The 26,255-nt window shown below is 59.5% G+C and carries 24 protein-coding genes; 7 read left to right on the top strand and 17 right to left on the bottom strand.

The window, feature by feature from the left end; genetic code table 11:
• Positions 1 to 38 precede the first annotated feature (38 nt).
• From ACLD1X_RS15585 to ACLD1X_RS15530, 12 genes are all read right to left on the bottom strand, one after another.
• Complete coding sequence (locus ACLD1X_RS15585) at positions 39 to 713, bottom strand: NuoB/complex I 20 kDa subunit family protein (protein ID WP_046037844.1); 675 nt, start codon at positions 711 to 713, stop codon at positions 39 to 41.
• A gap of 10 nt (positions 714 to 723) precedes the next feature.
• Positions 724 to 1,137, bottom strand: a complete 414-nt coding sequence (locus ACLD1X_RS15580) for an NADH-quinone oxidoreductase subunit A (RefSeq protein ID WP_003223812.1) — start codon at positions 1,135 to 1,137, stop codon at positions 724 to 726.
• A 657-nt stretch (positions 1,138 to 1,794) separates the two neighbouring features.
• A complete protein-coding gene (aceA, locus tag ACLD1X_RS15575; RefSeq protein WP_096510123.1) occupies positions 1,795 to 3,120 on the bottom strand; it encodes an isocitrate lyase in 1,326 nt (441 codons plus the stop codon).
• Positions 3,121 to 3,596: 476 nt separating this feature from the next.
• The gene (locus ACLD1X_RS15570; RefSeq protein WP_429369083.1) at positions 3,597 to 4,358 is read right to left on the bottom strand and encodes a secretin N-terminal domain-containing protein; all 762 of its coding nucleotides are present in this window, start codon (positions 4,356 to 4,358) and stop codon (positions 3,597 to 3,599) included.
• Between the two features lie 581 nt (positions 4,359 to 4,939).
• Positions 4,940 to 5,365, bottom strand: coding sequence for a GNAT family N-acetyltransferase (locus ACLD1X_RS15565; protein ID WP_429369081.1), 426 nt, complete (start codon positions 5,363 to 5,365; stop codon positions 4,940 to 4,942).
• The gene (locus ACLD1X_RS15560) at positions 5,358 to 6,527 is read right to left on the bottom strand and encodes a JmjC domain-containing protein (RefSeq protein ID WP_429369079.1); all 1,170 of its coding nucleotides are present in this window, start codon (positions 6,525 to 6,527) and stop codon (positions 5,358 to 5,360) included. Before ACLD1X_RS15560 ends, ACLD1X_RS15565 begins: the two co-directional genes overlap by 8 nt.
• 86 nt (positions 6,528 to 6,613) lie before the next feature.
• Positions 6,614 to 7,984: an adenylosuccinate lyase gene (purB, locus tag ACLD1X_RS15555; protein ID WP_429369077.1), complete on the bottom strand. Its 1,371-nt coding sequence runs from the start codon at positions 7,982 to 7,984 to the stop codon at positions 6,614 to 6,616.
• A 124-nt stretch (positions 7,985 to 8,108) separates the two neighbouring features.
• The gene (hflD, locus tag ACLD1X_RS15550; protein ID WP_057399860.1) at positions 8,109 to 8,732 is read right to left on the bottom strand and encodes a high frequency lysogenization protein HflD; all 624 of its coding nucleotides are present in this window, start codon (positions 8,730 to 8,732) and stop codon (positions 8,109 to 8,111) included.
• The gene (gene mnmA / locus ACLD1X_RS15545) at positions 8,729 to 9,874 is read right to left on the bottom strand and encodes a tRNA 2-thiouridine(34) synthase MnmA (protein WP_429369075.1); all 1,146 of its coding nucleotides are present in this window, start codon (positions 9,872 to 9,874) and stop codon (positions 8,729 to 8,731) included. The genes hflD and mnmA overlap by 4 nt, the downstream gene beginning before the upstream one ends.
• 59 nt (positions 9,875 to 9,933) lie before the next feature.
• Positions 9,934 to 10,380, bottom strand: coding sequence for an NUDIX hydrolase (locus ACLD1X_RS15540; RefSeq protein WP_429369073.1), 447 nt, complete (start codon positions 10,378 to 10,380; stop codon positions 9,934 to 9,936).
• Between the two features lie 356 nt (positions 10,381 to 10,736).
• Positions 10,737 to 12,962, bottom strand: coding sequence for an NADP-dependent isocitrate dehydrogenase (locus ACLD1X_RS15535; RefSeq protein ID WP_429369071.1), 2,226 nt, complete (start codon positions 12,960 to 12,962; stop codon positions 10,737 to 10,739).
• Positions 12,963 to 13,289: 327 nt separating this feature from the next.
• Positions 13,290 to 13,457 (bottom strand): hypothetical protein, encoded by a 168-nt coding sequence (locus ACLD1X_RS15530; protein WP_429369069.1) that lies wholly within the window; start codon positions 13,455 to 13,457, stop codon positions 13,290 to 13,292.
• Here ACLD1X_RS15530 and icd point away from each other — a divergent pair.
• Positions 13,456 to 14,712, top strand: a complete 1,257-nt coding sequence (icd, locus tag ACLD1X_RS15525) for an NADP-dependent isocitrate dehydrogenase (RefSeq protein ID WP_057399856.1) — start codon at positions 13,456 to 13,458, stop codon at positions 14,710 to 14,712. The genes ACLD1X_RS15530 and icd overlap by 2 nt on opposite strands.
• An 80-nt stretch (positions 14,713 to 14,792) precedes the next feature.
• Here icd and cspD read toward each other — a convergent pair whose 3' ends face one another.
• Positions 14,793 to 15,047, bottom strand: a complete 255-nt coding sequence (gene cspD, locus ACLD1X_RS15520; protein WP_429369067.1) for a cold shock domain-containing protein CspD — start codon at positions 15,045 to 15,047, stop codon at positions 14,793 to 14,795.
• Positions 15,048 to 15,271: 224 nt separating this feature from the next.
• On the opposite strand from cspD, the gene clpS reads away from it, so the two are divergent.
• Both clpS and clpA read left to right on the top strand, forming a co-directional pair.
• On the top strand, positions 15,272 to 15,634 hold the full coding sequence (gene clpS, locus ACLD1X_RS15515; protein WP_033052565.1) for an ATP-dependent Clp protease adapter ClpS: 363 nt from the start codon (positions 15,272 to 15,274) through the stop codon (positions 15,632 to 15,634).
• 30 nt (positions 15,635 to 15,664) lie between these two features.
• Entirely contained in the window at positions 15,665 to 17,935 is a 2,271-nt protein-coding gene (gene clpA, locus ACLD1X_RS15510; protein WP_429369064.1) for an ATP-dependent Clp protease ATP-binding subunit ClpA, read from the top strand.
• A 246-nt stretch (positions 17,936 to 18,181) separates the two neighbouring features.
• On the opposite strand, the gene infA is transcribed toward clpA, so the two are convergent.
• The 4 genes from infA to trxB all read right to left on the bottom strand — a co-directional run bounded on the left by infA (position 18,182) and on the right by trxB (position 20,979).
• Positions 18,182 to 18,400 (bottom strand): translation initiation factor IF-1, encoded by a 219-nt coding sequence (infA, locus tag ACLD1X_RS15505; RefSeq protein WP_002553999.1) that lies wholly within the window; start codon positions 18,398 to 18,400, stop codon positions 18,182 to 18,184.
• Between the two features lie 111 nt (positions 18,401 to 18,511).
• Positions 18,512 to 19,219: an arginyltransferase gene (locus ACLD1X_RS15500; RefSeq protein ID WP_429369060.1), complete on the bottom strand. Its 708-nt coding sequence runs from the start codon at positions 19,217 to 19,219 to the stop codon at positions 18,512 to 18,514.
• A gap of 56 nt (positions 19,220 to 19,275) precedes the next feature.
• Positions 19,276 to 19,956 carry a leucyl/phenylalanyl-tRNA--protein transferase gene (gene aat, locus ACLD1X_RS15495; RefSeq protein ID WP_413704444.1) on the bottom strand — a complete coding sequence of 227 codons (681 nt, stop codon included), beginning with the start codon at positions 19,954 to 19,956 and terminating at the stop codon, positions 19,276 to 19,278.
• Between the two features lie 63 nt (positions 19,957 to 20,019).
• Complete coding sequence (trxB, locus tag ACLD1X_RS15490) at positions 20,020 to 20,979, bottom strand: thioredoxin-disulfide reductase (RefSeq protein WP_429369057.1); 960 nt, start codon at positions 20,977 to 20,979, stop codon at positions 20,020 to 20,022.
• Positions 20,980 to 21,286: 307 nt separating this feature from the next.
• Here trxB and ACLD1X_RS15485 point away from each other — a divergent pair, with 307 nt between their 5' ends.
• The 4 genes from ACLD1X_RS15485 to crcB all read left to right on the top strand — a co-directional run bounded on the left by ACLD1X_RS15485 (position 21,287) and on the right by crcB (position 26,247).
• Positions 21,287 to 23,698 carry a DNA translocase FtsK gene (locus ACLD1X_RS15485; protein ID WP_429369055.1) on the top strand — a complete coding sequence of 804 codons (2,412 nt, stop codon included), beginning with the start codon at positions 21,287 to 21,289 and terminating at the stop codon, positions 23,696 to 23,698.
• Positions 23,699 to 23,764: 66 nt separating this feature from the next.
• On the top strand, positions 23,765 to 24,388 hold the full coding sequence (gene lolA, locus ACLD1X_RS15480) for an outer membrane lipoprotein chaperone LolA (RefSeq protein ID WP_429369053.1): 624 nt from the start codon (positions 23,765 to 23,767) through the stop codon (positions 24,386 to 24,388).
• A 162-nt stretch (positions 24,389 to 24,550) separates the two neighbouring features.
• A complete protein-coding gene (locus tag ACLD1X_RS15475) occupies positions 24,551 to 25,873 on the top strand; it encodes a replication-associated recombination protein A (RefSeq protein WP_429369051.1) in 1,323 nt (440 codons plus the stop codon).
• Positions 25,873 to 26,247: a fluoride efflux transporter CrcB gene (gene crcB, locus ACLD1X_RS15470; RefSeq protein WP_123462490.1), complete on the top strand. Its 375-nt coding sequence runs from the start codon at positions 25,873 to 25,875 to the stop codon at positions 26,245 to 26,247. The genes ACLD1X_RS15475 and crcB overlap by 1 nt, the downstream gene beginning before the upstream one ends.
• Positions 26,248 to 26,255 lie beyond the last annotated feature (8 nt).

Here is a 26,255-nt window from a genome sequence, read left to right as displayed (position 1 = left end):
AAGCCAGTTGTTCGTTTCTTTGAAACAGCAGAACTGGATCAGACTTCGTCGGGGCTGCGCAGGTTGGTGACTGCGATTCGCTGTTCGCGGCGCTTTTCCTTTTCGGAAGGCATCTCGGCGCGGTACACGCCTTGATCGCCAACGACCCAGGAAAGCGGGCGACGCTCCTGGCCAATCGACTCCTGCAACAGCATCAGGCCTTGCAGGAAAGCTTCAGGGCGGGGCGGGCAGCCAGGCACGTAGACGTCCACGGGCAGGAACTTGTCCACCCCTTGAACGACGGAGTAGATGTCGTACATGCCACCGGAGTTGGCGCACGAACCCATGGAGATGACCCATTTAGGCTCGAGCATTTGCTCGTAGAGACGCTGGATGATCGGCGCCATCTTGATGAAGCAGGTACCGGCGATAACCATGAAATCCGCCTGGCGCGGCGATGCCCGGATAACCTCGGCGCCAAAGCGCGCGATGTCGTGGGGCGCCGTGAAGGCGGTGGTCATTTCCACGTAGCAGCACGAAAGACCGAAGTTATACGGCCACAGGGAGTTCTTGCGCCCCCAGTTGATCGTGCCGTTGAGCACGTCTTCGAGCTTGCCCATGAAAATGTTTTTGTGGACTTGATCTTCTAACGGATCGGAAACGGTTTCCCGTTGGCCAATCGGATACTGCTCGTTAGGAGCATCGGGGTCGATCCTGGTGAGATTGTATTGCATTGCCAAAGCCTCATTGTTTCAGCTTCGCTTGCCGCTTGCGCCGAGCTTCCGGAGCCCAGTCAAGGGCGCCCACTCGGAATAGGTAGACAAGGCCTGCCAACAGAATTGCTATGAAAACGAGAGCTTCGACGAATCCGGTCCAGCCGCTTTCGCGGACGGACACAGACCATGCAAAGAGAAAGAGGGCTTCGATATCGAAGATCACGAAGAGCATCGCGACCAGATAGAATTTGGCAGAGAGCCGCAAGCGGGCGCCACCTGTAGGTAGCATGCCGGACTCGAACGGTTCGTTTTTGCTGCGGCCCCAGGCTTTTGACCCGAGGAGGCTGGAAACGCCCAGCATGAAGGCGCAGAGGCCGACAACGCCTAGAAGGAAAATGGCAAAGCCCCAGTTGTGGGCCATGAGTCCTGTCGCTTCGGGCATGCTGGTAATCCTTAACAGAGAGCAAAGGTCTCTGAGCTTGAAAAGAAACAAAGCAGTGACGATATGTCGCAGCAATCAATCCAGCTGATTTTATGGCTAAACACCCGGCAAGTAAAATTCCTATAGCGAAATTATTTATAGGAATAAGGACATAGCGAGCGACGAAAGCGCCGTAGCCCTTGCGTTGCGGGCATTAGGGGGCTTTTCGCAAATAATGTTTTGTAGGGAATGTAACGAACATAGTTGCAGCTAAATGATAATCAATATTGTTTGGGTGGGTTTTCAAACTGTTTGTCCGTCGGATACTCGGGAAGTTGTCTTATATGGGCGTTACAGCAAGTAGCGGCGGTGTGCGTTTTAGCGGATTTTTCTGACGTTGATGTCGCTCTGGATCAATGTTTTTCCAGGTCACCACCATCCCCTGTACCTGTAGGAGCGAGCTTGCTCGCGATGGTGGTCAACGATGACGCTGGGGGCCTGACACCCCGTGGCGTCCTCAGGGTCATCGCGAGCAAGCTCGCTCCTACAAGGGTTTTTGCGGTGTTTGTTCAATCACGCGCAAAAAAAACGCCCCGAACCAGTCGGGGCGTCAGATGTGCAGCGCTGCGGTTAGCTTTTTATCCGGTCCGCAGCGGCTGATGTCTCAAGCGAAGCAGATCAGTGGAACTGTTCTTCTTCGGTCGAACCGGTCAGTGCGGTTACCGAGGACGAGCCACCCTGGATCACGGTGGTCATGTCGTCGAAGTAGCCGGTGCCCACTTCCTGTTGGTGAGCCACGAAGGTGTAACCCTTGGCGGCGTCAGCGAATTCCTGCTCTTGCAGCTTCACGTAGGCAGTCATGTCGTTGCGGGCGTAGTCGTGCGCCAGGTTGAACATGCTGTGCCACATGTTGTGAATGCCGGCCAGGGTGATGAACTGGTGCTTGTAGCCCATGGCGGACAGTTCGCGCTGGAACTTGGCGATGGTCGCGTCGTCCAGGTTTTTCTTCCAGTTGAAGGAAGGCGAGCAGTTGTACGACAGCAGTTGGTCCGGGTATTCCTTCTTGATCGCTTCGGCGAAGCGACGGGCTTCTTCCAGGTCCGGCTTGGCGGTTTCGCACCAGATCAGGTCGGCGTACGGCGCGTAGGCCAGGCCGCGGGCGATGGCCTGGTCCAGACCGGCGCGAACCTTGTAGAAACCTTCCTGGGTGCGTTCGCCAGTCACGAATGGCTGGTCGTACGGGTCGCAATCGGAAGTCAGCAGGTCAGCGGCGTTGGCGTCGGTACGGGCCAGGATGATGGTCGGAGTGCCGGCAACGTCAGCCGCCAGACGGGCAGCGGTCAACTTCTGTACGGCTTCCTGGGTAGGAACCAGTACCTTGCCGCCCATGTGGCCGCATTTCTTCACGGAAGCCAGTTGGTCTTCGAAGTGAACGCCGGCGGCGCCTGCTTCGATCATGCTCTTCATCAGCTCGTAAGCGTTCAGAACGCCACCGAAACCGGCTTCGGCGTCAGCCACGATTGGTGCGAAGTAGTCGATGTAGCCTGCGTCGCCCGGGTTCTTGCCGGCTTTCCACTGGATCTGGTCGGCGCGACGGAATGCGTTGTTGATGCGCTTGACCACGGTTGGAACCGAGTCCACCGGGTACAGCGACTGGTCCGGGTACATCGATTCGGCGGAGTTGTTGTCCGCAGCCACTTGCCAGCCCGACAGGTAGATCGCCTGGATGCCGGCTTTGACTTGTTGTACAGCCTGGCCGCCGGTCAGGGCGCCCATGCAGTTGACGAAATCTTTCTCAGGACGGAAGGCTGGCTTGGCACCCTGGGTAACCAGGTTCCACAGCTTCTCGGCGCCCATTTTTGCAAAGGTGTGCTCAGGTTGAACCGAGCCACGCAGGCGGACGACGTCAGCAGCGGAGTAAGTGCGTGTCACGCCTTTCCAGCGCGGGTTTTCAGCCCAGTCTTTTTCGAGGGCTGCAATTTGCTGTTCGCGTGTCAGTGCCATGGGAGATAAACCTCGTCGCGTCTTTATGAAAAGTTGTTCTGCGGTGGAAAATTCCTGCGCTCGCTGACCAGAAGCTTTAGTGGTCAAGTCGGATTCGGCGGGGAGGGCGACGGGATGAACGATCGGCTCGAGGGGAAGTGAGCAGGTAAAGGCGAACTGCGGGCGCATTCGGGCGTCGTGGGCCTTGGTACGAACATCAGTGTGCTGCCGGGTTACCTAATTACGCTTCCGTCCCTCGGGACAACTTCGTTCCAGTCGACAACCTCGTCAAACACACCTTGTGGGCGGTACAGACACGAAGCGGTTCGCGGGGGTAGGTTGCGAACATCGCCTCGAAGGCCCTTGCCAGGGCCCCTGATTAGCGGGAGCGAGGCCATCATGCCTTCGCTTTTTTGACTCGTCAAACGTTTTGTAGTGCTTTTTTTAGAGCACTACATCTTTGGTCTAATGCGACTCGGCAGTCAGTTTTTGGTGCTTTAGTCCAGGGTGTCGACTTTAACCCGCAAAGTCATGTCATTGCGGCTCTGGGTTGAGTAGCTGCGGCCCAGGCCCTGTTTGTCGGCCTGGGTCTGGCCATTGACCCCGGCCAGCAGGATCCACTCACCGAGGTGGCCGGTGACGGTTGTGTCGGTGCTTTGTACGTTCACTACATCGGGACGTTCCTGGCTCATACGGTCACGGTTGGTACTGATCGACAGGTGAACGATGTCGCCCGTGACATTTGCGGTGACGTAGAAACCCTGGGTGACATTGCGATACTCGGTCTGGCTGCTGTAGCCGCCATAGGAATCGCTCTGGCTGCTGGTGACCGGCACGCTCTGGCCGACCTGGATCAGTGCCGGTGCGCCTTCGCTGGCCTGCACCTGCTGAATGCCGCCCTCGCGGCTGTCGGTGCTGTAGTTGATGATGCGGGTCTGGCTTGGCTTGGCGCCGTTCACAGTCTGGCCCTGGTCACCCTGGAAATTGTTGTCGCTGGTGTCGACGGTGATCAGCAGCCGCTTGGGTGCTGTGTCGAGTTGCGAAAGAAGGGCTTTAAGTTCGTCGATCTTGCGCTGATCGGCGTTGACAATCAGTTGGCTGCCGTAGGCGCTGACCTGGCCTTCCTTGCCGACGAAGTCCTGCGCCACCGGCAGCAGGTCGGCACTGGTGTGGTATTTGAGGGGGATGATTTCTGTGGCTGCCATCACCGAAAAACTGCAGCCGAGCAGCAGGGTGGTGAGCAGGGTGCGTAGGGACATGTCCGTTATCTCCGCGTTCTAAAGGCTTGATATTGCCACGTTGTCGGCCCGGCGTTTTTTGTAGGAGCGAGCTTGCTCGCGATGGTCTTGAGGACGCCGCGGGGTGTCAGGCTTCCAGCATTATCGTTCACGTCCATCGCGAGCAGGCTCGCTCCTACAGGGTTGTCGGCTCGGGGTGGGGTAAGTTGAATCGTAGACAGCAAAACGCCCCGGCATTGAGAAATGACGGGGCGTTTTGGGGTGTTCTTCAGGGCCTCTTCGCGAGCAGGCTCGCTCCTACAGGGTTGTCGGCTCGGGGTGGGGTAAGTTGAATCGTAGACAGCAAAACGCCCCGGCATTGAGAAATGACGGGGCGTTTTGGGGTGTTCTTCAGGGCCTCTTCGCGAGCAGGCTCGCTCCTACAGGTTTGTCGGCTCGGGGTGGGGTAAGTTGAATCGTAGACAGCAAAACGCCCCGGCATTGAGAAATGACGGGGCGTTTTGGGGTGTTCTTCAGGGCCTCTTCGCGAGCAGGCTCGCTCCCACAGGGTAGTGCGTAACTACTGTGGGAGCGAGCCTGCTCGCGAAGAGTTCACCTCGGTATCAGGCCGAGTGCCGCACCATGTCCACATGTGGAATCCCGGCTTCCAGGAATTCCTCACTGACCATGTTGAAGCCCAGGCGCTCATAGAACGCCGTGGCTTGCACCTGGGCGCTGAGCATCTGCTGCTTCAGCCCGCGCTCTTCAGCTTCACCAATCACCGCTTGCATCAGCGCGTCGCCGACTTTCAGGCCGCGCCAGTCCTTGAGCACCGACACTCGGCCGATGTGACCATCGGGCAGCAAGCGGGCGGTGCCAATCGGAAAGTCGCCTTCGAACGCGAGGAAATGCACGGCGGTTACATCGTCGGCATCCCATTCCAGTTCAGGTGGAACGCACTGCTCGGCGACGAACACCGTTTCACGAATGCGCCGGATCTCGGCGTTGTCCTTTTGCCAGTCTGCGACACGTACGTGAATCTTATTCATCGGCAAACCCCAGGCTTCCTTGCTTGACCAGTTCACACAGCAGGCCGCGGCCGTCTTCATCGCTCAGCCATTCGCCGAGGTTGTCGACGTGCAGCGCGTCGGCGGCGCAGATCATCTTCAGCAGTTCACGCAGTTTGCCCGGCAGATAACGGCTCTGGCCGCTGGCGAACAGCAGCAGGTCGTCGTCGACTTCGGACCACGCCAGGCGCGCGCTCGGGTTGCGAATCAGGATCGCGCCTTGCTCCAGTGCGGACATGAAGTCGTCTTCTGCGACGTCTTCCGGGCCCACCACCAGTTCCGGGTAGCGCGGCTCGGTCATGAACTGGCCGAACCAGGTCAGCAGCAGGCGCTCGTCGCTCATGTGTTCGGCCAGCAGGCCTTTCAATCGGTCGAGTGCGTCGCGCTGGATCTGGTGAGGATCGGCTGTCGGCACGGCGTCGGCGTCGGTGTAGCGTTCTTCGTCCGACAGGAACTGACTGAGGAAGTCAGTGAAGTGGGTCAGCACTTCAGCGGCGCTCGGTGCACGGAAGCCGACCGAGTAGGTCATGCACTCATCGACGGCGACGCCGCAATGGGCCAGGCGCGGCGGCAGGTAGAGCATGTCGCCCGGTTCCAGCACCCATTCATCGGTGGCTTCGAATTCGGAGAGGATACGCAGGTCGGCGTGAGCCAGCAGCGGGCTCTCGGTGTTGCACATCTGGCCGATTTTCCAGTTGCGCTTGCCGTGGCCTTGCAGCAGGAAGACGTCGTAGTTGTCGAAGTGCGGACCAACGCTGCCACCCGGAGCGGCATAGCTGATCATCACGTCGTCGATGCGCCAGCTCGGCAGGAAGCGGAAGTTTTCCAGCAGTTCGCTGACTTCCGGGACGAACTGATCCACCGCTTGAACCAGCAGGGTCCAGTCAGTCTCGGGCAGCTTGCTGAATTCATCTTCGGCGAACGGGCCACGACGCAGTTCCCACGGACGCTCGCCATTCTCGATGATCAGGCGCGATTCGACTTCTTCTTCCAGCGCCAGGCCGGCCAGTTCGTCGGCGTCGATCGGGCTTTCGAAATCAGGAATCGCCTGACGGATCAATAGCGGCTTTTTCTGCCAGTAGTCGCGCAGGAATTCCCGTGCCGTGATGCCGCCCAGAAGTTGAAGAGGAATATCAGGATTCATGTGTAACCTATTGAAAAAATGCACTTTTCAGACGGGAATAAAAACGCCCGGCGCGGCCGGGCGTCTTAAAAGGGTCTAGCGGTCGATCAGATGCGTTTGGCTTGTTCTACAGCGTTGCCGATGTAGTTGGCCGGGGTGAGCAATTTCAGCTCGGCCTTGGCCGCGGCTGGAATGTCCAGGCCGTCGATGAAAGTTTGCAGCGCCTCAGGGCTGATGCCCTTGCCGCGAGTCAATTCTTTCAGTTTTTCGTAAGGGTTTTCGATGTTGTAGCGACGCATCACGGTCTGGATCGGCTCGGCCAGCACTTCCCAGCAAGCGTCCAGGTCGGCAGCAATTTTGTCGGCATTGAGCTCGAGCTTGCTGATGCCTTTGAGGCTTGCTTCGTACGCGATCACGCTGTGGGCGAAGCCAACACCGAGGTTGCGCAATACGGTGGAGTCGGTCAGGTCGCGCTGCCAGCGGGAGATCGGCAGCTTGCTCGCCAGGTGCTGGAACAGTGCGTTGGCGATGCCCAGGTTGCCTTCGGAGTTTTCGAAGTCGATCGGGTTGACCTTGTGCGGCATGGTCGACGAACCGATTTCGCCAGCGATGGTGCGCTGTTTGAAATAACCCAGGGAGATGTAGCCCCAGATGTCGCGGTCGAAGTCGATCAGGATGGTGTTGAAGCGCGCGATCGCGTCGAACAGCTCGGCAATGTAGTCGTGCGGTTCGATCTGCGTGGTGTACGGGTTGAAGCCCAGGCCCAGCTCGTCTTCGATGAAGGCGCGGGCGTTGGCTTCCCAGTCGATCTCAGGGTAGGCCGACAGGTGTGCGTTGTAGTTGCCGACAGCGCCGTTGATCTTGCCCAGCAGTGGAATGGCAGCGACCTGGGCGATCTGACGCTCCAGGCGGTAGACCACGTTTGCCAGTTCTTTGCCCAGGGTGGTCGGCGAGGCCGGTTGACCGTGGGTACGCGACAGCATCGGCACGTCGGCAAAACGGATGGCCAGTTCGCGGATGGCGTTGGCGGTCTGGCGCATCAGCGGCAGCATCACGTCATCACGGCCTTCGCGCAGCATCAGGGCGTGGGACAGGTTGTTGATGTCCTCGCTGGTGCAGGCAAAGTGGATGAATTCGCTGACCTTGGCCAGTTCCGGCAGCTTGGCCGCTTGCTCTTTGAGCAGGTATTCGATGGCTTTGACGTCGTGGTTGGTGGTGCGCTCGATCTCTTTGACGCGCTCGGCGTGCTCCAGAGAGAAGTTTTCCGCCAGGGTGTTGAGCACAGCGTTGGCTTCGGCGGAGAACGCCGGCACTTCGCTGATGGCAGGGTGAGCGGCCAGGCGCTGGAGCCAGCGCACTTCAACCAGGACGCGGGCACGGATCAGGCCGTACTCGCTGAAAATTGGGCGCAGGGCCTGGGTTTTGCCGGCGTAGCGGCCGTCAACAGGGGAAACCGCAGTGAGCGAAGAGAGCTGCATGGGGTGTTCTCGGACAGTCGGGCAACGAAATGGGGCGCGTATCATACATGAAAAAATCCGCCGGTCCGTCGCCAACTGACCGGCGTATTACGCGTATTGCTAAGTTCGGTTCTGTCGATGCGGGTTATTCGTTACGCATCAATGGGTAAAGCTCTTTCAGCAATTTGCGGCGGCTGATCACCAGCTGCCAGCGATGACCGCCCAGTTGCCGCCACAGGCGTGCCGAACGAATGCCGGCCAGCAGCAGGGCGCGAATTTTCGAGGCGTTGCTCGGTTGTTGCAGGTTGCGCATGTCGCCGTGCACCTGGATGCGTTGGCGCAGGGTGCTCAGGGTGTCCTGATACAGCGCGCCGCACGCGGCGATGACGTTTTCGTGCGCCGGGCCGAAGTGTTCGACCTGGGATTGGATCTGCGGCAGGCGTTTGCCGATCACGTCGAGCATGTCGTTACGCTTGGCCAATTGGCGCTCGAGACCGAGCATGGCCAGGGCGTAGCGCAGCGGCTCGCGCTGCAGGGCGCTCGGGTCGCGTTCGAGAGCGCCGATCAGGGCGCGATAACCTTCACGCAGGTTGATGTCATCGCCGCCGTAGACCTCCAGGGTGTCCTTGGGGTCGCGAATCAGCAGGCTGCCGAGCATGCAGGTCAGGCCGGCCTCGTTGGTCTGGCCGGTCTTGGCGATCCTGTCCACCAGCACGGCAGCGAGAAACACGCCGCCCAGTGCTGTCAATTGCTCCTGAATGGGGCTCATTGCTGCCCGCCCTTAGCCGTGTCCTTGCTGGTCCATGGCTCGGCCACTTCGATCACGCCGCCGCCAAGGCAGACTTCGCCGTCGTAGAACACCACGGACTGGCCTGGAGTAACCGCGCGTTGCGGATCATCGAAGGTGGCGCGATAACCCGTGGCGGTCTTTTCCAGGGTGCAGGGCTGGTCGCCCTGGCGATAACGGACCTTGGCGGTCAGTCTGCGCGGCTGGCTCAGCTCGATCGGGTTGACCCAATAGATATCGGAGGCGAGCAGGGCGCGGGAGAACAGCCACGGGTGATCGTTGCCCTGGCCGACGATCAGTTCGTTGTGCTCCAGGTCCTTGATCAGCACGTACCACGGCTCATCGCTGGCATCTTTCAGCCCGCCGATGCCCAGGCCCTGGCGCTGGCCGATGGTGTGATACATCAGGCCGTGGTGACGGCCGATGATTTCGCCTTCGGTAGTCTTGATCTCGCCCGGTTGCGCCGGCAGGTACTGCTTGAGGAAATCGCTGAAGCGGCGCTCGCCGATAAAGCAGATCCCGGTGGAATCCTTTTTCTTCGCGGTCGCCAGCTCGTATTTCTCGGCAATGGCGCGCACTTGCGGTTTTTCCAGCTCGCCGACCGGGAACAGGGTCTTGGCGATCTGCTCAAAGCCGACGGCGTGCAGGAAGTAGCTCTGGTCCTTGTTCGGGTCCAGGCCCTTGAGCAGTTCAGTGCGTCCGTCGATGTCGCGGCGACGCACGTAGTGACCGGTGGCTATCAGGTCGGCGCCGAGCATCATGGCGTAGTCGAGGAACGCCTTGAACTTGATTTCACGGTTGCACAGGATGTCCGGGTTCGGCGTGCGTCCGGCCTTGTATTCGGCCAGGAAATGCTCGAACACGTTGTCCCAGTACTCGGCGGCGAAGTTGGCGGTGTGCAGCTTGATGCCAATCTTGTCGCACACGGCCTGGGCGTCCGCCAGGTCGTCCATGGCGGTGCAGTATTCCGTTCCATCGTCTTCTTCCCAGTTCTTCATGAACAGGCCTTCCACCTCATAGCCCTGCTCGATCAGCAGGAGGGCGGAAACGGAAGAGTCCACGCCGCCGGACATGCCGACAATGACGCGCTTCTTTTGTGTGTCAGAAGGGGCTGGATCACGCATAGGGATTCAATGAGTGTCTTGAAAAAGGACGCGATTCTAACAGGCTCCAGCCTGCAAGGCTAAAGAGAAGGACGGATCAATTCGAGGCCGAAGTGTTTGCCGTCCAGATAATCATCGATGCAGCGGATGATCAGCTCGCTGCGCCAGTTGTCACGCTGTTCGATTAATTCCTCGCGGGTCAGCCACTTGGCGCCGACAATGCCGTCGTCCAGCTGATAATCGGGGTGGTGTTTCACTGCTTTGGCGATGAAGCAGACCCGCTGGTAGGTTACGCCGTTGCTGGGGGCGGTATAGAGGTAAATCCCCAGCACGCCGGTCGGTTCGACGTCCCAGCCGGTTTCCTCGAGGGTTTCGCGGACAGCGGCTTCGGTCAGGGTTTCGTTCGGATCCAGATGGCCGGCGGGCTGGTTGAGCACCACGCGTCCGTGCTTGGATTCTTCGACCATCAGGAAGCGGCCGTTGTCTTCGACGATGGTGGCGACGGTGATGTGGGGTTGCCAGTCCATGGGGTTTCCTCAACTTCAGATGTTGGAATGCGGTCAATGTGGGAGCGGGCTTGCTCGCGAATGCGGTGGGTCGGTCAACATCGATGTTGAATGATAAACCGCATTCGCGAGCAAGCCCGCTCCCACATGGATCGGATTTCACAGATAAATTTGTGTGAACGCTAAAAAACACAAACCCCGGCACTTGGCCGGGGTTTGTGATGTTCCCTTACAACCTTAAACCAGCGCAGCNCCCCCCCCCCCCCCCCCCCCCCCCCCGCTCCCACATGGATCGGATTTCACAGATAAATTTGTGTGAACGCTAAAAAACACAAACCCCGGCACTTGGCCGGGGTTTGTGATGTTCCCTTACAACCTTAAACCAGCGCAGCGACAGCCGCGTTGAAGGTTGCGCTTGGGCGCATGGCCTTGTTGATCAGCTCGGCGTCGGCGTGGTAGTAACCGCCGATGTCCACTGGCTTGCCTTGAACGGCGTTGAGCTCGGCAACGATGGTCGCCTCGTTCTCGGTCAGGGTCTTGGCCAGGGTCGCGAACTGCGCTTGCAGTGCAGTGTCTTCGGTCTGGGCAGCCAGGGCCTGAGCCCAGTACAGCGCCAGGTAGAAGTGGCTGCCGCGGTTGTCGATGTTGCCGACTTTGCGCGATGGCGACTTGTTGTTGTCCAGGAACTGGCCGGTGGCCTGGTCCAGGGTCTTGGCCAGAACCAGCGCCTTTGGATTGTTGTAGGTCACGCCCAGGTGTTCGAGGGACGCAGCCAGGGCCAGGAATTCACCCAGCGAATCCCAGCGCAGGAAGTTTTCTTCCAGCAATTGCTGAACGTGCTTCGGAGCCGAACCGCCGGCGCCGGTTTCGAACAGGCCACCGCCGTTCATCAGCGGCACGATCGACAGCATCTTGGCGCTGGTGCCCAGTTCCATGATCGGGAACAGGTCGGTCAGGTAGTCGCGCAGTACGTTGCCGGTCACCGAGATGGTGTCCTTGCCCTCACGGGTGCGCTGCAGGGTGTACTTCATGGCGTCGACCGGGGACATGATCTGGATGTCCAGGCCGGCAGTGTCGTGATCTTTCAGGTAGGCCTGAACTTTCTCGATCACCACGCCGTCGTGGGCGCGCAGCGGGTCCAGCCAGAAAATCGCCGGGGTGCTGCTGGCGCGAGCACGGTTGACGGCCAGTTTGACCCAGTCCTGGATCGGCGCGTCTTTGGTCTGGCACATGCGGAAGATGTCGCCGGCTTCAACCGACTGCTCCAGCAGCAGGTTGCCCTTGCTGTCGGTGACGCGAACAACGCCGTCAGCCTTGATCTGGAACGTCTTGTCGTGGGAGCCGTACTCTTCGGCTTTTTTCGCCATCAGGCCAACGTTCGGCACGCTGCCCATGGTGGTTGGATCGAAAGCGCCATTGGCTTTGCAATCTTCGATCACGGCCTGGTAGATGGTGGCGTAGCAGCGATCCGGGATCACCGCCTTGGTGTCGTGCAGCTGGCCGTCGGTGCCCCACATCTTGCCGGAGTCACGGATCATGGCCGGCATCGAGGCGTCGACGATCACGTCGCTTGGCACGTGCAGGTTGGTGATGCCCTTGTCGGAGTTGACCATCGCCAGGGAAGGGCGGGCGGCATAGACCGCCTGGATGTCAGCTTCGATGGCGGCTTGCTGCTCGGCAGGCAAGGCCTTGATGCGAGCGTACAGGTCACCAATGCCGTTGTTCAGGTTGAAGCCGATCTGTGCCAGCACGTCGGAGTGCTTGGCCAGTGCGTCCTTGTAGAACTCGGCAACGATCTGGCCGAACATGATCGGGTCGGAGACCTTCATCATGGTGGCTTTCAGGTGAACCGACAGCAGCACGCCCTGTGCCTTGGCGTCTTCGATTTCGGCTGCGATGAAGCTGCGCAGGGCGTTTTTGCTCATGACCGCGCAATCGAGGATCTCACCGGCTTGTACGCTGGTCTTTTCTTTCAGGACGGTGGTGGTGCCGTCCTGAGCGATCAGTTCGATTTTCACGGCGTCAGCGGCGTCGATCAGGGCGGCTTTTTCGCTGCCGTAGAAATCACCGGTGCTCATGTGCGCGACGTGGGACTTGGAGTCCTTGGCCCAGGCACCCATTTTGTGCGGGTGCTTGCGAGCGTAGTTCTTGACCGACAGCGGAGCGCGACGGTCGGAGTTGCCTTCGCGCAGAACCGGGTTCACGGCGCTGCCCTTGACCTTGTCGTAGCGCGCCTTGGCTTCTTTGTCGGCGTCGCAGGTCACGGTTTCCGGGTAGTCCGGCAGGTTGTAGCCCTGGGCTTGCAGTTCTTTGATCGCCGCTTGCAGCTGTGGAACCGAAGCGCTGATGTTCGGCAGCTTGATGATGTTGGCTTCAGGCGTAACGGCCAGGGCGCCCAGTTCGGCGAGGTGGTCGGCTACGGCTTTGTCGCCCAGTTGCTCGGGGAAGCTGGCCAGGATGCGCCCTGCAAGAGAGATATCGCGGGTTTCAACGGCGATATCAGCCGAGGCGGTGAAGGCCTCTACGATAGGCAACAGTGAATAGGTGGCGAGGGCAGGAGCTTCGTCGGTGAAGGTATAGATGATCTTCGAGCGGGTGGGCATATTCGGATTAACTCTCTCTTCTTTGCTAAAGCGTGCGCAGAAACTCGAGGGCGCCGGGTAAGCGCGTTCGTTCAAAGTCATCCATGAGCCGAATATCGAGGTTTCGTTGCTGTGATGTTGGGTGCATCAGTAGGGTGTCAAGCAGCCGGGCTGCGGTAACAGACCGGCTTATCGGGCGTAAACACTCATCGTAGAGCTGCTCGGCCCGTCGTGACCCTTTAGTCAGCGGCGGCATTATACATAGGTAGCTGGCAATCTGCCGATGGTTCATACGCAACGAATGTCGTCCATTGGTCTAAAGGTCGCAGGGGCGAGCAGGGCGTAAGGTCATTCGTCGTGCTTGAGTTTGGCGCTTTTCCCTTTGCATTCAGGCTTGTAGCGCGCGAGATGCAAGGCTTTGCGGCAGTTGGACGGAACATAGGGTTTGCGCGCCGATTCAACTGGGTTACGCTCGAACCAAGCCAGATGTTCAATCCAATCAATGGAGTTCAGCATGGGTTACAAGAAGATTCAGGTTCCAGCCGTCGGCGACAAAATCACCGTCAATGCAGACCATTCTCTCAATGTTCCTAATAACCCGATCATCCCCTTCATCGAAGGCGACGGCATTGGTGTCGACATCAGCCCGGTCATGATCAAGGTTGTCGATGCTGCTGTTAAGAAGGCCTACGGTGGCGAGCGCAAGATTTCCTGGATGGAAGTGTACGCCGGGGAGAAAGCGACCCAGGTTTACGATCAGGACACCTGGCTGCCTCAGGAAACCCTGGACGCGGTCAAGGATTACGTGGTTTCCATCAAGGGCCCGCTGACCACTCCGGTCGGTGGCGGCATCCGCTCCCTGAACGTGGCCCTGCGTCAGCAGCTCGACCTGTACGTCTGCCTGCGCCCGGTGCGCTGGTTCGAAGGCGTGCCTAGCCCGGTCAAGAAGCCGGGCGACGTCGACATGACCATCTTCCGCGAGAACTCCGAAGACATCTACGCTGGCATCGAGTGGAAGGCCGGTACGCCGGAAGCCACCAAGGTCATCAAGTTCCTCAAGGAAGAAATGGGCGTTACCAAGATCCGTTTCGACGAGAACTGCGGTATCGGCGTCAAGCCGGTGTCGCTGCAAGGCACCAAGCGTCTGGCGCGCAAGGCCCTGCAATATGTGGTCGACAACGATCGCGATTCGCTGACCATCGTGCACAAAGGCAACATCATGAAGTTCACCGAGGGTGCCTTCAAGGAATGGGCCTACGAAGTGGCGGCTGAAGAGTTCGGCGCGACCCTGCTCGACGGTGGTCCGTGGATGCAGTTCAAGAATCCGAAAACCGGCAAGAACGTTGTCGTCAAGGATGCCATCGCCGACGCCATGCTTCAGCAGATCCTGCTGCGCCCGGCCGAGTACGATGTGATCGCGACCCTGAACCTGAACGGCGACTACCTCTCCGACGCCCTGGCGGCAGAAGTGGGTGGTATCGGTATCGCGCCGGGTGCCAACCTGTCCGACACCGTGGCCATGTTCGAAGCCACCCACGGTACGGCGCCGAAGTACGCCGGCAAGGACCAGGTCAACCCGGGTTCGCTGATCCTGTCCGCTGAAATGATGCTGCGCCACATGGGCTGGACCGAAGCGGCCGACCTGATCATCAAGGGCACCAATGGAGCGATTTCCGCCAAGACCGTGACCTATGACTTCGAGCGCCTGATGGAAGGGGCGAAACTGGTGTCGTCTTCCGGTTTCGGTGATGCGCTGATCTCGCACATGTAAGAAAACGCAGGCACACGAAAACCGCCTGATTCAAGCATTTGAGTCAGGCGGTTTTTTTATGGCGGGATGGCAGTGTGGACTTACACCGTAACGGTCTGTTGCACGGGGGGTGTCGTCGCTGTCGAAGCGTCAACCGGGTTGCCGATGTTGACCGCGTGCAGGCCTTTGGGGCCCTGGATGATGTCGAATACGACAGCTTGCCCGGCTTTCAGGGTTTTATAACCATCCATTTTAATGGCTGAGTAGTGGGCAAACAGATCTTCTGTCTTGCCTTCCTCGTTGATGAATCCGTAACCCTTGGCATTGTTGAACCACTTCACCTTGCCGACAGCCATACCCAACTCCCTCTGCAACAGACTCCATCACTGGAGTATCATCCAGTACATCCGCAGTCGAATCTGTAAATAAGATTGACTCCGCGGACCTTTTTTACCCACTGTGGGCTCTATTGGTTGTAACACCGTTTTGCCGATAGTCAAGCTGACCAGGCACTCGGAGTTGAAAACGCTGATAGCCGCCCCCACCACTGTATTTGCACAACTGACGAACCTTTCTTTCCATGCATGCAATCAGCCAGATTCGACTAACATTCAATCAGGATCACCCTGATTTACACGACGACGATTCCACAGGCATTGCTGTTCAGGAGGCAAAGCCTGCACTACAGGCGCCGCCGATGTACAAGGTGGTTTTGTTCAATGATGACTACACACCGATGGATTTCGTGGTCGAAGTGCTCGAGGTGTTTTTTAACCTGAATCGCGAGCTGGCGACCAAGGTCATGCTGGCCGTCCACACGGAAGGGCGGGCAGTATGTGGAGTGTTTACCCGCGACATCGCCGAGACCAAGGCCATGCAGGTCAACCAGTACGCCAGGGAAAGCCAGCATCCGCTACTCTGTGAAATCGAGAAGGACGGTTAATCGCCGACCACTTGGGTATGAGGTGAAGCTATGTTAAACCGCGAGCTCGAAGTCACCCTCAATCTTGCCTTCAAGGAAGCCCGTTCGAAGCGTCATGAGTTCATGACCGTCGAACACCTCTTGCTGGCCCTATTGGACAATGAGGCTGCCGCCACCGTTTTGCGTGCGTGCGGTGCAAACCTCGACAAACTCAAGCATGACCTGCAGGAGTTCATCGACTCCACCACGCCATTGATCCCCGTGCATGACGAGGATCGCGAAACCCAGCCAACCCTGGGCTTCCAGCGTGTACTGCAGCGTGCTGTGTTTCACGTACAGAGCTCGGGCAAACGCGAAGTGACTGGTGCAAACGTGCTGGTCGCGATCTTCAGTGAGCAAGAGAGTCAGGCGGTGTTCCTGCTCAAACAGCAGAGCGTCGCCCGTATAGATGTCGTCAACTACATCGCCCATGGCATTTCCAAGGTGCCGGGGCATGGCGATCATTCTGAAGGTGAGCAAGATATGCAGGACGACGAGGGCGGTGAGTCTTCTTCCTCTGGCAATCCACTGGATGCTTATGCCAGCAACCTCAATGAACTCGCGCGCCAGGGTCGAATCGATCCGTTGGTGGGGCGTGAGCTGGAAGTCGAGCGTGTCGCGCAGATCCTGGCGCGTCGTCGCAAAAACAACCCGCTGCTGGTGGGCGAGGCGGGCGTGGGTAAAACCGCGATTGCCGAAGGCCTGGCCAAGCGCATTGTCGACAATCAAGTGCCGGATCTGCTGGCTAACAGCGTTGTCTATTCCCTCGATCTGGGCGCCCTGCTCGCGGGCACCAAGTATCGCGGTGATTTCGAGAAGCGCTTCAAGGCGCTGCTCGGTGAGCTGAAAAAACGTCCGCAGGCGATCCTGTTCATCGACGAAATCCACACCATCATTGGTGCGGGTGCCGCGTCCGGTGGCGTCATGGATGCCTCGAACCTGCTCAAGCCGCTGCTGTCCTCGGGTGATATCCGTTGCATTGGTTCGACCACCTTCCAGGAATTCCGCGGCATTTTCGAGAAGGATCGTGCCTTGGCCCGGCGCTTCCAGAAGGTCGATGTGTCGGAGCCTTCGGTGGAAGACACTGTCGGTATCCTGCGCGGTCTGAAGGGGCGCTTCGAACAGCATCACAACATCGAGTACAGCGACGAAGCCCTGCGCGCCGCCGCCGAACTGGCTTCGCGCTATATCAATGACCGGCACATGCCGGACAAGGCGATCGATGTGATCGACGAGGCAGGGGCCTACCAGCGCCTGCAGCCGGTCGAGATGCGCGTCAAGCGCATCGAAGTGCCCCAGGTCGAGGACATCGTCGCGAAAATCGCGCGGATTCCGCCAAAGCACGTCACCAGTTCCGACAAGGAGCTGCTGCGTAACCTCGAGCGCGACCTGAAGTTGACCGTGTTCGGTCAGGATGCCGCGATCGACTCGCTGGCTACTGCGATCAAGCTGTCCCGTGCCGGCCTCAAGTCCCCTGACAAGCCAGTCGGTTCGTTCCTGTTCGCCGGGCCTACCGGTGTCGGTAAAACCGAAGCGGCGCGTCAGTTGGCCAAGGCGCTCGGTGTCGAGTTGATTCGCTTCGACATGTCCGAGTACATGGAGCGCCACACCGTATCGCGTCTGATCGGTGCGCCTCCAGGTTATGTCGGGTTCGATCAGGGCGGTCTGCTCACCGAAGCCATCACCAAGCAGCCACACTGCGTGCTGTTGCTCGATGAGATCGAGAAGGCACATCCGGAAGTCTTCAACCTGCTGTTGCAGGTCATGGATCACGGTACGTTGACCGATAACAACGGGCGCAAGGCGGATTTCCGTAACGTGATCGTCATCATGACGACCAACGCCGGTGCCGAAACTGCAGCCCGCGCTTCGATCGGTTTCACCTATCAGGATCACTCCTCCGATGCGATGGAAGTGATCAAGAAGAGCTTCACGCCGGAGTTCCGCAACCGCCTGGACACCATCATCCAGTTTGGTCGCCTCAGCCATGAGGTCATCAAGAGCGTGGTGGACAAGTTCCTTACCGAGCTTCAGGCGCAGCTGGAAGACAAGCGAGTGTTGCTGGAAGTCACCGATGCGGCCCGCAGCTGGCTCGCCGAAGGTGGCTACGACGCAGCGATGGGTGCTCGCCCAATGGCGCGCCTGATCCAGGACAAGATCAAGCGTCCGCTGGCGGAGGAGATTCTCTTTGGCGAACTGGCCGAACATGGCGGTGTGGTGCACATCGACATCAAGGACGGCGAGCTGACCTTCGAGTTCGAGACCACGGCCGAGATGGCCTGACGTTCAAAAGCAAAACAGAAAGGCGCCGAGAGGCGCCTTTTTGTTGTCTGCCCGAATTTGGGTAATCACAGCTGATCCTTGTGGGAGCGGGCTTGCCCGCGAAGACGGCCGCATGTTCAACATCTATGCAAGCTGATCCATCGTAATCGCGGGCGAGCCCGCTCCCACAGGGTTTTGCGGTGATGGTCGGAAATTGTGCGCAAACAAAAACGCCCGGCATAAGCCGGGCGTCTTGTATTGACCTGATTAGCGAGCGCGGTAAGTGATGCGCCCTTTGCTCAAGTCATAGGGAGTCAGCTCGACGCGCACTTTGTCGCCGGTAAGAATACGGATGTAGTTCTTGCGCATCTTGCCGGAGATGTGCGCGGTTACGACGTGCCCATTTTCCAACTCCACACGAAACATGGTGTTGGGCAGGGTGTCGACGACAGTGCCTTCCATTTCGAAGCTGTCTTCTTTCGACATGCAGTAAAGCCCTCGGTGTCCAATGAATGGCCCGGTGCAACTGCGCCAGGCAAAAGCGGCGTGCATTGTGCCCGAAAAGTGGGGTTTAAGCCAAGGGGTTTAGGGCCGGCTCTAGTTTAGAACCACCCAGCGCTGATTAATCAGCAGTTCAATGGGGCGATATTGAGTCTTGTAGTTCATTTTTTTGCAGTTTTTGATCCAGTAGCCGAGGTAGACCGCTTCCAGTCCAAGCCGGCTGGCCTCGGCGATTTGCCAGAGGATTGCGTAGCGCCCAAGGCTGCGACGCTCTTCGGAGGGCTCGTAGAAGGTGTAGACCGCCGAAATACCGTTCGGCAGCAAGTCAGTGACGGCGACGGCCAGCAGCCGGCCGTCCAGGCGGAACTCATAAAAACGTGAAAACGGCAGGTCCCGCACCAGGAATGTCGAAAACTGGTCGCGACTTGGCGGGTACATGTCGCCATCGGCGTGACGCTGCTCGATATAGCGCTGGTAAAGGTCGAAGTACTCTTCGTTGAAGCGGGGCTTGGCCGGGCGCACCTGCAAATCCGTGTTGCGCTTGAAGATGCGTTTCTGTTGCCGGTTGGGCTTGAATTGCCCCACGGGAATGCGCGCCGGTACGCACGCATTGCAGTTCTGGCAATGCGGCCGGTAGAGATGATCGCCGCTGCGACGAAACCCCATCTCCGACAGGTCTGCATAGACATGCACATCCATGGGCTGGCTAGGGTCGAGGAACAGGGTAGTGGCCTGTTCATCGGGCAGATAACTGCAAGAGTGCGGCTGAGTGGCATAGAACTTCAAGCGCGCCAACTCGGTCATGATCAACCCTCGGGATAATGCTTTTGTTAATTGTAAGCCACGTGCGCAAAAGACGCTCAGCAAACCCAGGTGGCGGCGTTAGGCTGATCCAGATATCTGGCCAGATAGCCGGCAAACTCGCGGCGGGGTATCGCCCGCGCTCCCAGGCTGTGCAGGTGATCGGTGGGCATCTGGCAATCGATCAGGACAAAACCCGAGTCTTTCAGATGGCGCACCAGTGTGGCAAAGCCGAATTTCGAGGCGTTGTCGACGCGGCTGAACATGGACTCGCCGAAAAACAACCGACCCATCGCCAGGCCATACAGCCCGCCGACCAGTTCGTCCCCGTCCCACACTTCCACCGAGTGCGCGTGACCGCGCCTGTGCAGTTCGATGTAGGCATCCTGCATCGCCTCGGTGATCCAGGTGCCGTCGGCATAATCCCGGGGGGCCGCACAGGCGCGGATGACGGCGGCAAAATCCGCGTCGAAGGTCACTTGATAGCGTTGCTGGCGCAGCAGTTTGTTCAGGCTGCGCGAGACGTGCAGTTCGTCGGGAAACAGAACCGTGCGCGGGTCCGGAGACCACCAGAGGATCGGCTGGCCCTCGGAGAACCATGGGAAACAGCCATGGCGATAGGCCGAGACCAGCCGGTCGGCGGACAGGTCGCCGCCGGCAGCCAGGAGCCCGTTGGGGTCGCGCATGGCCTTTTCCAGCGGCGGGAAATGCAAGGTATTGCGTTGTAACCAAGTCAGCATGGCATCCGGGCTTGCAGAAGGGGAGGGCAGTGGCGGGGTGTTGGCCCGCCGTAAAGTTTGCCTTCAAACGGCAGGAATGTCGTCGAGGTATTTTTCGGCGTCCAGTGCTGCCATGCAACCGGCTCCGGCAGACGTAACGGCCTGGCGATAGACGTGGTCGGCCACGTCGCCGGCGGCAAACACGCCTGCAATCGCCGTGGCGGTGGCATCACCTTCGCTGCCACCCTTGACCAGCAGATACCCGTTGCGCATTTCCAGTTGTCCGGTGAACAGGTCGGTATTGGGCTTGTGGCCGATGGCGATAAACACTCCGGCCAGCGGCAGTTCGCTGGTTTCGCCGGTATGGCTGTCCCGCAGGCGGGCGCCGGTCACGCCGCTGGCATCGCCAAGCACTTCGTCCAGGTTCTGGTTCCAGTGCAGGCGGATATTGCCATTGGCGGCCTTTTCGAAGAGTTTGTCCTGGAGGATTTTCTCCGAGCGCAGTTTGTCGCGCCGATGGATCAGGTGCACTTCCCTGGCGATGTTCGACAGGTATAACGCTTCTTCGACCGCCGTGTTGCCGCCGCCGACCACTGCAACCACCTGGTTGCGATAGAAGAAGCCATCACAGGTTGCGCACGCCGACACGCCTTTGCCGGCGAACGCGTCTTCCGACGGCAGGCCCAGATATTGCGCGGAAGCGCCGGTGGCAATGATCAGTGCGTCGCAGGTGTAAGTTGCGCCATCGCCAATCAGTTCAAACGGCCTTTGTTGCAACTTGGCCGTATGGATGTGGTCGTAAACGATCTCGGTGGCAAAGCGTTCGGCGTGTTTTTGCATGCGCTCCATCAGGACCGGTCCGGTCAGGCCTTCGACGTCGCCTGGCCAGTTATCGACCTCGACTGTGGTGGTGAGCTGGCCACCTGCCTGTATGCCGGTAATGACAACGGGCTTGAGGTTGGCGCGGGCGGCATAAACGGCTGCGCTGTAACCGGCAGGGCCTGAGCCCAGGATAATCAGGCGGGAATGCTTCGCTGCGCTCATAAAAACACCTCATAAGCCTTTGTCACAAAAGAGAATGCATGCTCAAATTGAACAGCATGTCATGTGCTGTTGACTATGCTACACCCAAGGGTCTCAAGCATGGCGTCGTGCGTACAAACCCGTACAATGCCCTGCGTGTTACATATATTCAGTGCGCGCCGTGTTTATAAAAACCGGGGCGCAGTGTTAAAAGTAGTCCCGGTTACGCGTGTTAACTTTTTTACCTGCCTGGATTGGGCAGTTTTTTTGCCGGTTTTTATAGACATTCAACAGATGGACGCGCCATGGGCGCAGGAAAAGAAGCGTTTTGAAGAAATCCACCGCAGCACCCAAACCAGCCGTCGTTCCGCTCTGGCGCCAGCATTTGCACTACCGACTCAAGGAAGGTGCGCTGATCGCCATCGGTGCCTTGTGCCTGTTCCTGATGATGGCCTTGTTGACCTATGGCAAGGATGATCCGGGCTGGAGCCATAACAGCAAGATCGACGACGTGCAGAACTTCGGCGGGCCAGCGGGTTCCTACAGCGCCGATATCCTGTTCATGGTGCTGGGTTACTTCGCCTACATCTTCCCGTTGCTGCTGGCGATCAAGGCGTACCAGATCTTCCGCCAGCGTCACGAGCCGTGGCAATGGAGCGGTTGGCTGTTCTCCTGGCGCCTGATCGGCCTGGTGTTCCTGGTACTGTCGGGCGCGGCGCTGGCCCATATCCATTTCCATGCCGCGACCGGTCTGCCGGCCGGCGCTGGCGGTGCGCTGGGCGAAAGCCTCGGCGACCTGGCCCGCAACGCCCTGAATATCCAGGGCAGCACCCTGTTGTTCATCGCATTGTTCCTGTTCGGCCTGACGGTGTTTACCGACCTGTCGTGGTTCAAGGTGATGGATGTCACCGGCAAGATCACCCTCGATCTGTTCGAGCTGTTCCAGGGCGCGGCCAATCGCTGGTGGGCGGCCCGTACCGAGCGCAAACAGCTGGTCGCCCAGTTGCGTGAAGTCGACGACCGTATGGATGAAGTGGTTGCGCCGAGCGTCTCCGACAAGCGCGAGCAGGCCAAGGTCAAGGAACGCCTGATTGAGCGTGAGCAAGCCCTGAGCAAGCACATGTCCGATCGCGAGAAGCAGGTGCCGCCGGTGATCGCGCCCGCGCCACCGAAGCCTGCCGCACCGAGCAAGCGCGTCGAAAAAGAGAAACAGGCGCCGCTGTTCGTCGACAGCGCCGTGGAAGGCACCTTGCCGCCGATCTCGATTCTCGATCCCGCGGAAAAGAAACAGCTCAATTATTCGCCTGAATCCCTGGCGGCGGTTGGCCACCTGTTGGAAATCAAGCTCAAGGAATTCGGCGTCGAAGTCACCGTGGATTCGATTCATCCGGGGCCGGTGATTACCCGTTACGAAATTCAGCCGGCCGCCGGCGTCAAGGTCAGCCGCATCGCCAACCTGGCCAAGGACCTGGCCCGTTCCCTGGCCGTGACCAGCGTGCGCGTGGTGGAAGTGATTCCGGGCAAGACCACGGTCGGTATCGAGATTCCCAACGAAGACCGGCAGATCGTGCGTTTCTCCGAGGTGTTGTCGACCCCCGAGTACGACAACTTCAAATCCCCGGTCACCCTGGCCCTGGGCCACGATATCGGCGGCAAGCCGGTCATCACCGACTTGGCCAAGATGCCGCACCTGCTGGTGGCCGGTACCACCGGTTCCGGTAAGTCGGTGGGCGTGAACGCGATGATCCTGTCGATCCTGTTCAAGTCCGGCCCGGAAGACGCCAAGCTGATCATGATCGACCCGAAAATGCTGGAACTGTCGATCTACGAAGGCATTCCGCACCTGCTGTGCCCGGTGGTCACCGACATGAAGGACGCCGCCAACGCCCTGCGCTGGAGCGTTGCCGAGATGGAGCGCCGCTACAAGCTGATGGCCAAGATGGGCGTGCGCAACCTGTCGGGCTTCAATGCCAAGGTCAAGGAAGCCCAGGATGCCGGCGAGCCGTTGAGCGATCCGCTGTACAAGCGCGAGAGCATCCACGACGAAGCGCCGCTGCTGAGCAAGCTGCCGACCATCGTGGTGGTGGTCGACGAATTCGCCGACATGATGATGATCGTCGGCAAGAAGGTTGAAGAACTGATCGCACGCATCGCGCAAAAGGCCCGTGCGGCCGGTATTCACTTGATCCTCGCGACCCAGCGTCCGTCGGTGGATGTGATCACCGGCCTGATCAAGGCCAACATCCCGACCCGCATGGCGTTCCAGGTATCGAGCAAGATCGACTCGCGGACCATCATCGACCAGGGCGGTGCCGAGCAACTGCTGGGCCACGGTGACATGCTCTACATGCCGCCGGGTACCAGCCTGCCGATTCGTGTTCACGGTGCTTTCGTGTCCGACGATGAGGTTCACCGCGTGGTGGAGGCGTGGAAACTGCGCGGCGCGCCGGAATACAACGACGACATTCTCAATGGCGTCGAAGAGGCGGGTAGCGGCTTCGAAGGCAGCAGCGGTGGCGGCGACGGAGACGATCCCGAGGCCGACGCCTTGTACGACGAAGCGGTCCAGTTCGTGCTGGAAAGCCGTCGCGCCTCCATTTCCGCGGTTCAGCGCAAGCTCAAGATCGGCTACAACCGCGCCGCGCGCATGATCGAAGCCATGGAAATGGCCGGGGTCGTGACGTCCATGAACACCAACGGTTCGCGAGAAGTCCTGGCCCCGGGCCCGGTGCGCGACTGACCCGAGTATGAAAGGGGCGGTGCCCGTGGCACCGCTCGCACTCCCACGAATGTTATGAGGACTCCCATGCGTCTGATCCGCATGCTGTTGCTGCCGGTACTGGCCTTGACCACGCTCCAGGCTAACGCCGATGACAAGGACGTGGCACGCCTGACCCAATTGCTGGAAAAATCCCAGACCCTGACCGCACGTTTCTCTCAGCTGACCCTCGACGGCACCGGCACCCAGTTGCAGGAAACCGCTGGCGACATGTCGCTGCAACGTCCGGGGTTGTTCTACTGGCACACCAATGCGCCAGCCGAGCAAACCATGGTTTCCGACGGCAAGAAGGTCACCCTGTGGGACCCGGACCTGGAGCAGGCCACCATCAAGAAACTCGATGAGCGTCTGACCCAGACGCCCGCGTTGCTGCTGTCCGGTGACGTGTCGAAGATCAGCCAGAGCTTCGACATCAGTGCCAAGGAAGCCGGTGGTGTGATCGATTTCACCCTGAAACCGAAAACCAAGGACACCTTGTTCGACAGCCTGCGCCTGTCGTTCCGCAATGGCCTGGTCAATGATATGCAGATGATTGACAGCGTCGGCCAGCGCACCAATATCCTGTTCACCGGGGTGAAGGCCAACGAGCCGATCCCGGCGTCCAGGTTCAAGTTCGACATCCCCAAGGGTGCCGATGTAATCCAGGAATAAGTCGCAAAACCTCTGTAGGAGCGAGCTCGCTCGCGATGAACCTGAGCGCGCCGCTGGGTGTCAGGTCGCCAGCGTTATCGTTGACGACCATCGTCGGAACGCCGCCCGGAGCTAGCTCGCTCCTACAGGGGATAGAGAACCAGTGAGGTTTCACAAGTAGTCATGGATCTGTTTCGCAGTGCCCCCATCGCCCAGCCCTTGGCCGCCCGTTTGCGCGCGACCAATCTGGACGAGTACGTCGGTCAGGAACACGTGCTCGCTCGCGGCAAGCCCTTGCGCGAAGCGCTGGAGCAGGGTGCCCTGCATTCGATGATTTTCTGGGGGCCGCCGGGCGTGGGCAAGACCACGCTGGCGCGACTGCTCGCGGAAGTCTCGGATGCGCACTTCGAAACGGTGTCGGCGGTGCTCGCCGGCGTGAAGGAAATCCGTCAGGCGGTGGAAATCGCCAAGCAGCAGGCCGGGCAATACGGCAAGCGCACCATCCTGTTCGTCGACGAAGTGCACCGTTTCAACAAGTCCCAGCAGGATGCGTTCCTGCCCTATGTCGAAGACGGTACGCTGATTTTCATCGGCGCCACCACCGAGAACCCTTCGTTCGAGTTGAACAACGCTTTGCTGTCTCGGGCACGGGTCTATGTGCTCAAGAGCCTCGACGAAGCGGCGCTGCGCAAGCTGGTGCAGCGTGCGCTGACCGAGGAACGGGGCCTGGGCAAGCGCAACCTGACCCTCAGCGATGAGGGCTTCCAGATGCTGCTGTCCGCCGCCGATGGCGATGGCCGGCGCCTGCTGAATCTGCTCGAGAACGCCTCGGATCTGGCCGAAGACAACAGCGAGATGGGCACCGACCTGCTGCAAAGCCTGCTCGGCGATACCCGCAGGCGTTTCGACAAGGGCGGCGAAGCGTTCTACGACCAGATATCCGCGCTGCACAAGTCAGTGCGCGGCTCCAACCCCGATGGCGCGCTGTACTGGTTTGCGCGGATGATCGACGGTGGTTGCGACCCGCTGTACCTGGCCCGGCGCGTGGTGCGCATGGCCAGCGAAGACATCGGCAATGCCGACCCCCGCGCCCTGAGCCTGTGCCTGGCGGCGTGGGAAGTGCAGGAACGCCTTGGCAGCCCCGAGGGCGAACTGGCGGTAGCCCAGGCCATCACCTATCTGGCCTGCGCGCCGAAAAGCAACGCGGTGTACATGGGCTTCAAGACCGCGTTGCGCGCCGCCGCCGAACATGGCTCGCTGGAAGTGCCGCTGCACTTGCGCAATGCGCCGACCAAGCTGATGAAGCAGTTGGGCTATGGCGATGAATACCGTTATGCCCACGATGAACCGGACGCCTATGCCGCCGGGGAAGATTACTTCCCGGAAGAGCTCGAGCCGATTCCGTTTTACCAGCCGGTGCCCCGTGGCCTGGAGCTGAAAATCGGCGAAAAACTCAATCACCTGGCGAAACTCGACCGTTTAAGCCCAAGGCAGCGGAGAAAATAGTGCTTCCTTTGATCGTTGCGGTATCCGCCGGCGGGATAGCCGGTACATTGTTGCGCTTCGCCACCGGCAATTGGGTCAACGCGAATTGGCCGCGGCACTTCTATACCGCGACGCTGGCCGTTAATATCGTGGGCTGTTTGCTGATCGGCGTTCTATACGGTCTGTTTTTGATACGCCCGGAGGTGCCCATCGAGGTGCGTGCCGGGTTGATGGTCGGCTTCCTCGGGGGGCTGACGACTTTTTCATCCTTTTCACTGGATACGGTGCGCCTGCTGGAAAGCGGGCAAGTGCCGCTGGCCCTGGGCTATGCGGCGCTCAGCGTATTCGGCGGGCTGCTTGCCACCTGGGCCGGCCTGTCCTTGACCAAACTTTGATAAACGAG

The organism is Pseudomonas sp. 18173 (assembly GCF_050432945.1).
Classification (GTDB): Bacteria; Pseudomonadota; Gammaproteobacteria; order Pseudomonadales; family Pseudomonadaceae; genus Aquipseudomonas.
Note: the sequence above shows the minus strand (reverse complement) of the source record. Positions and strands in the feature narration are given on the sequence as shown.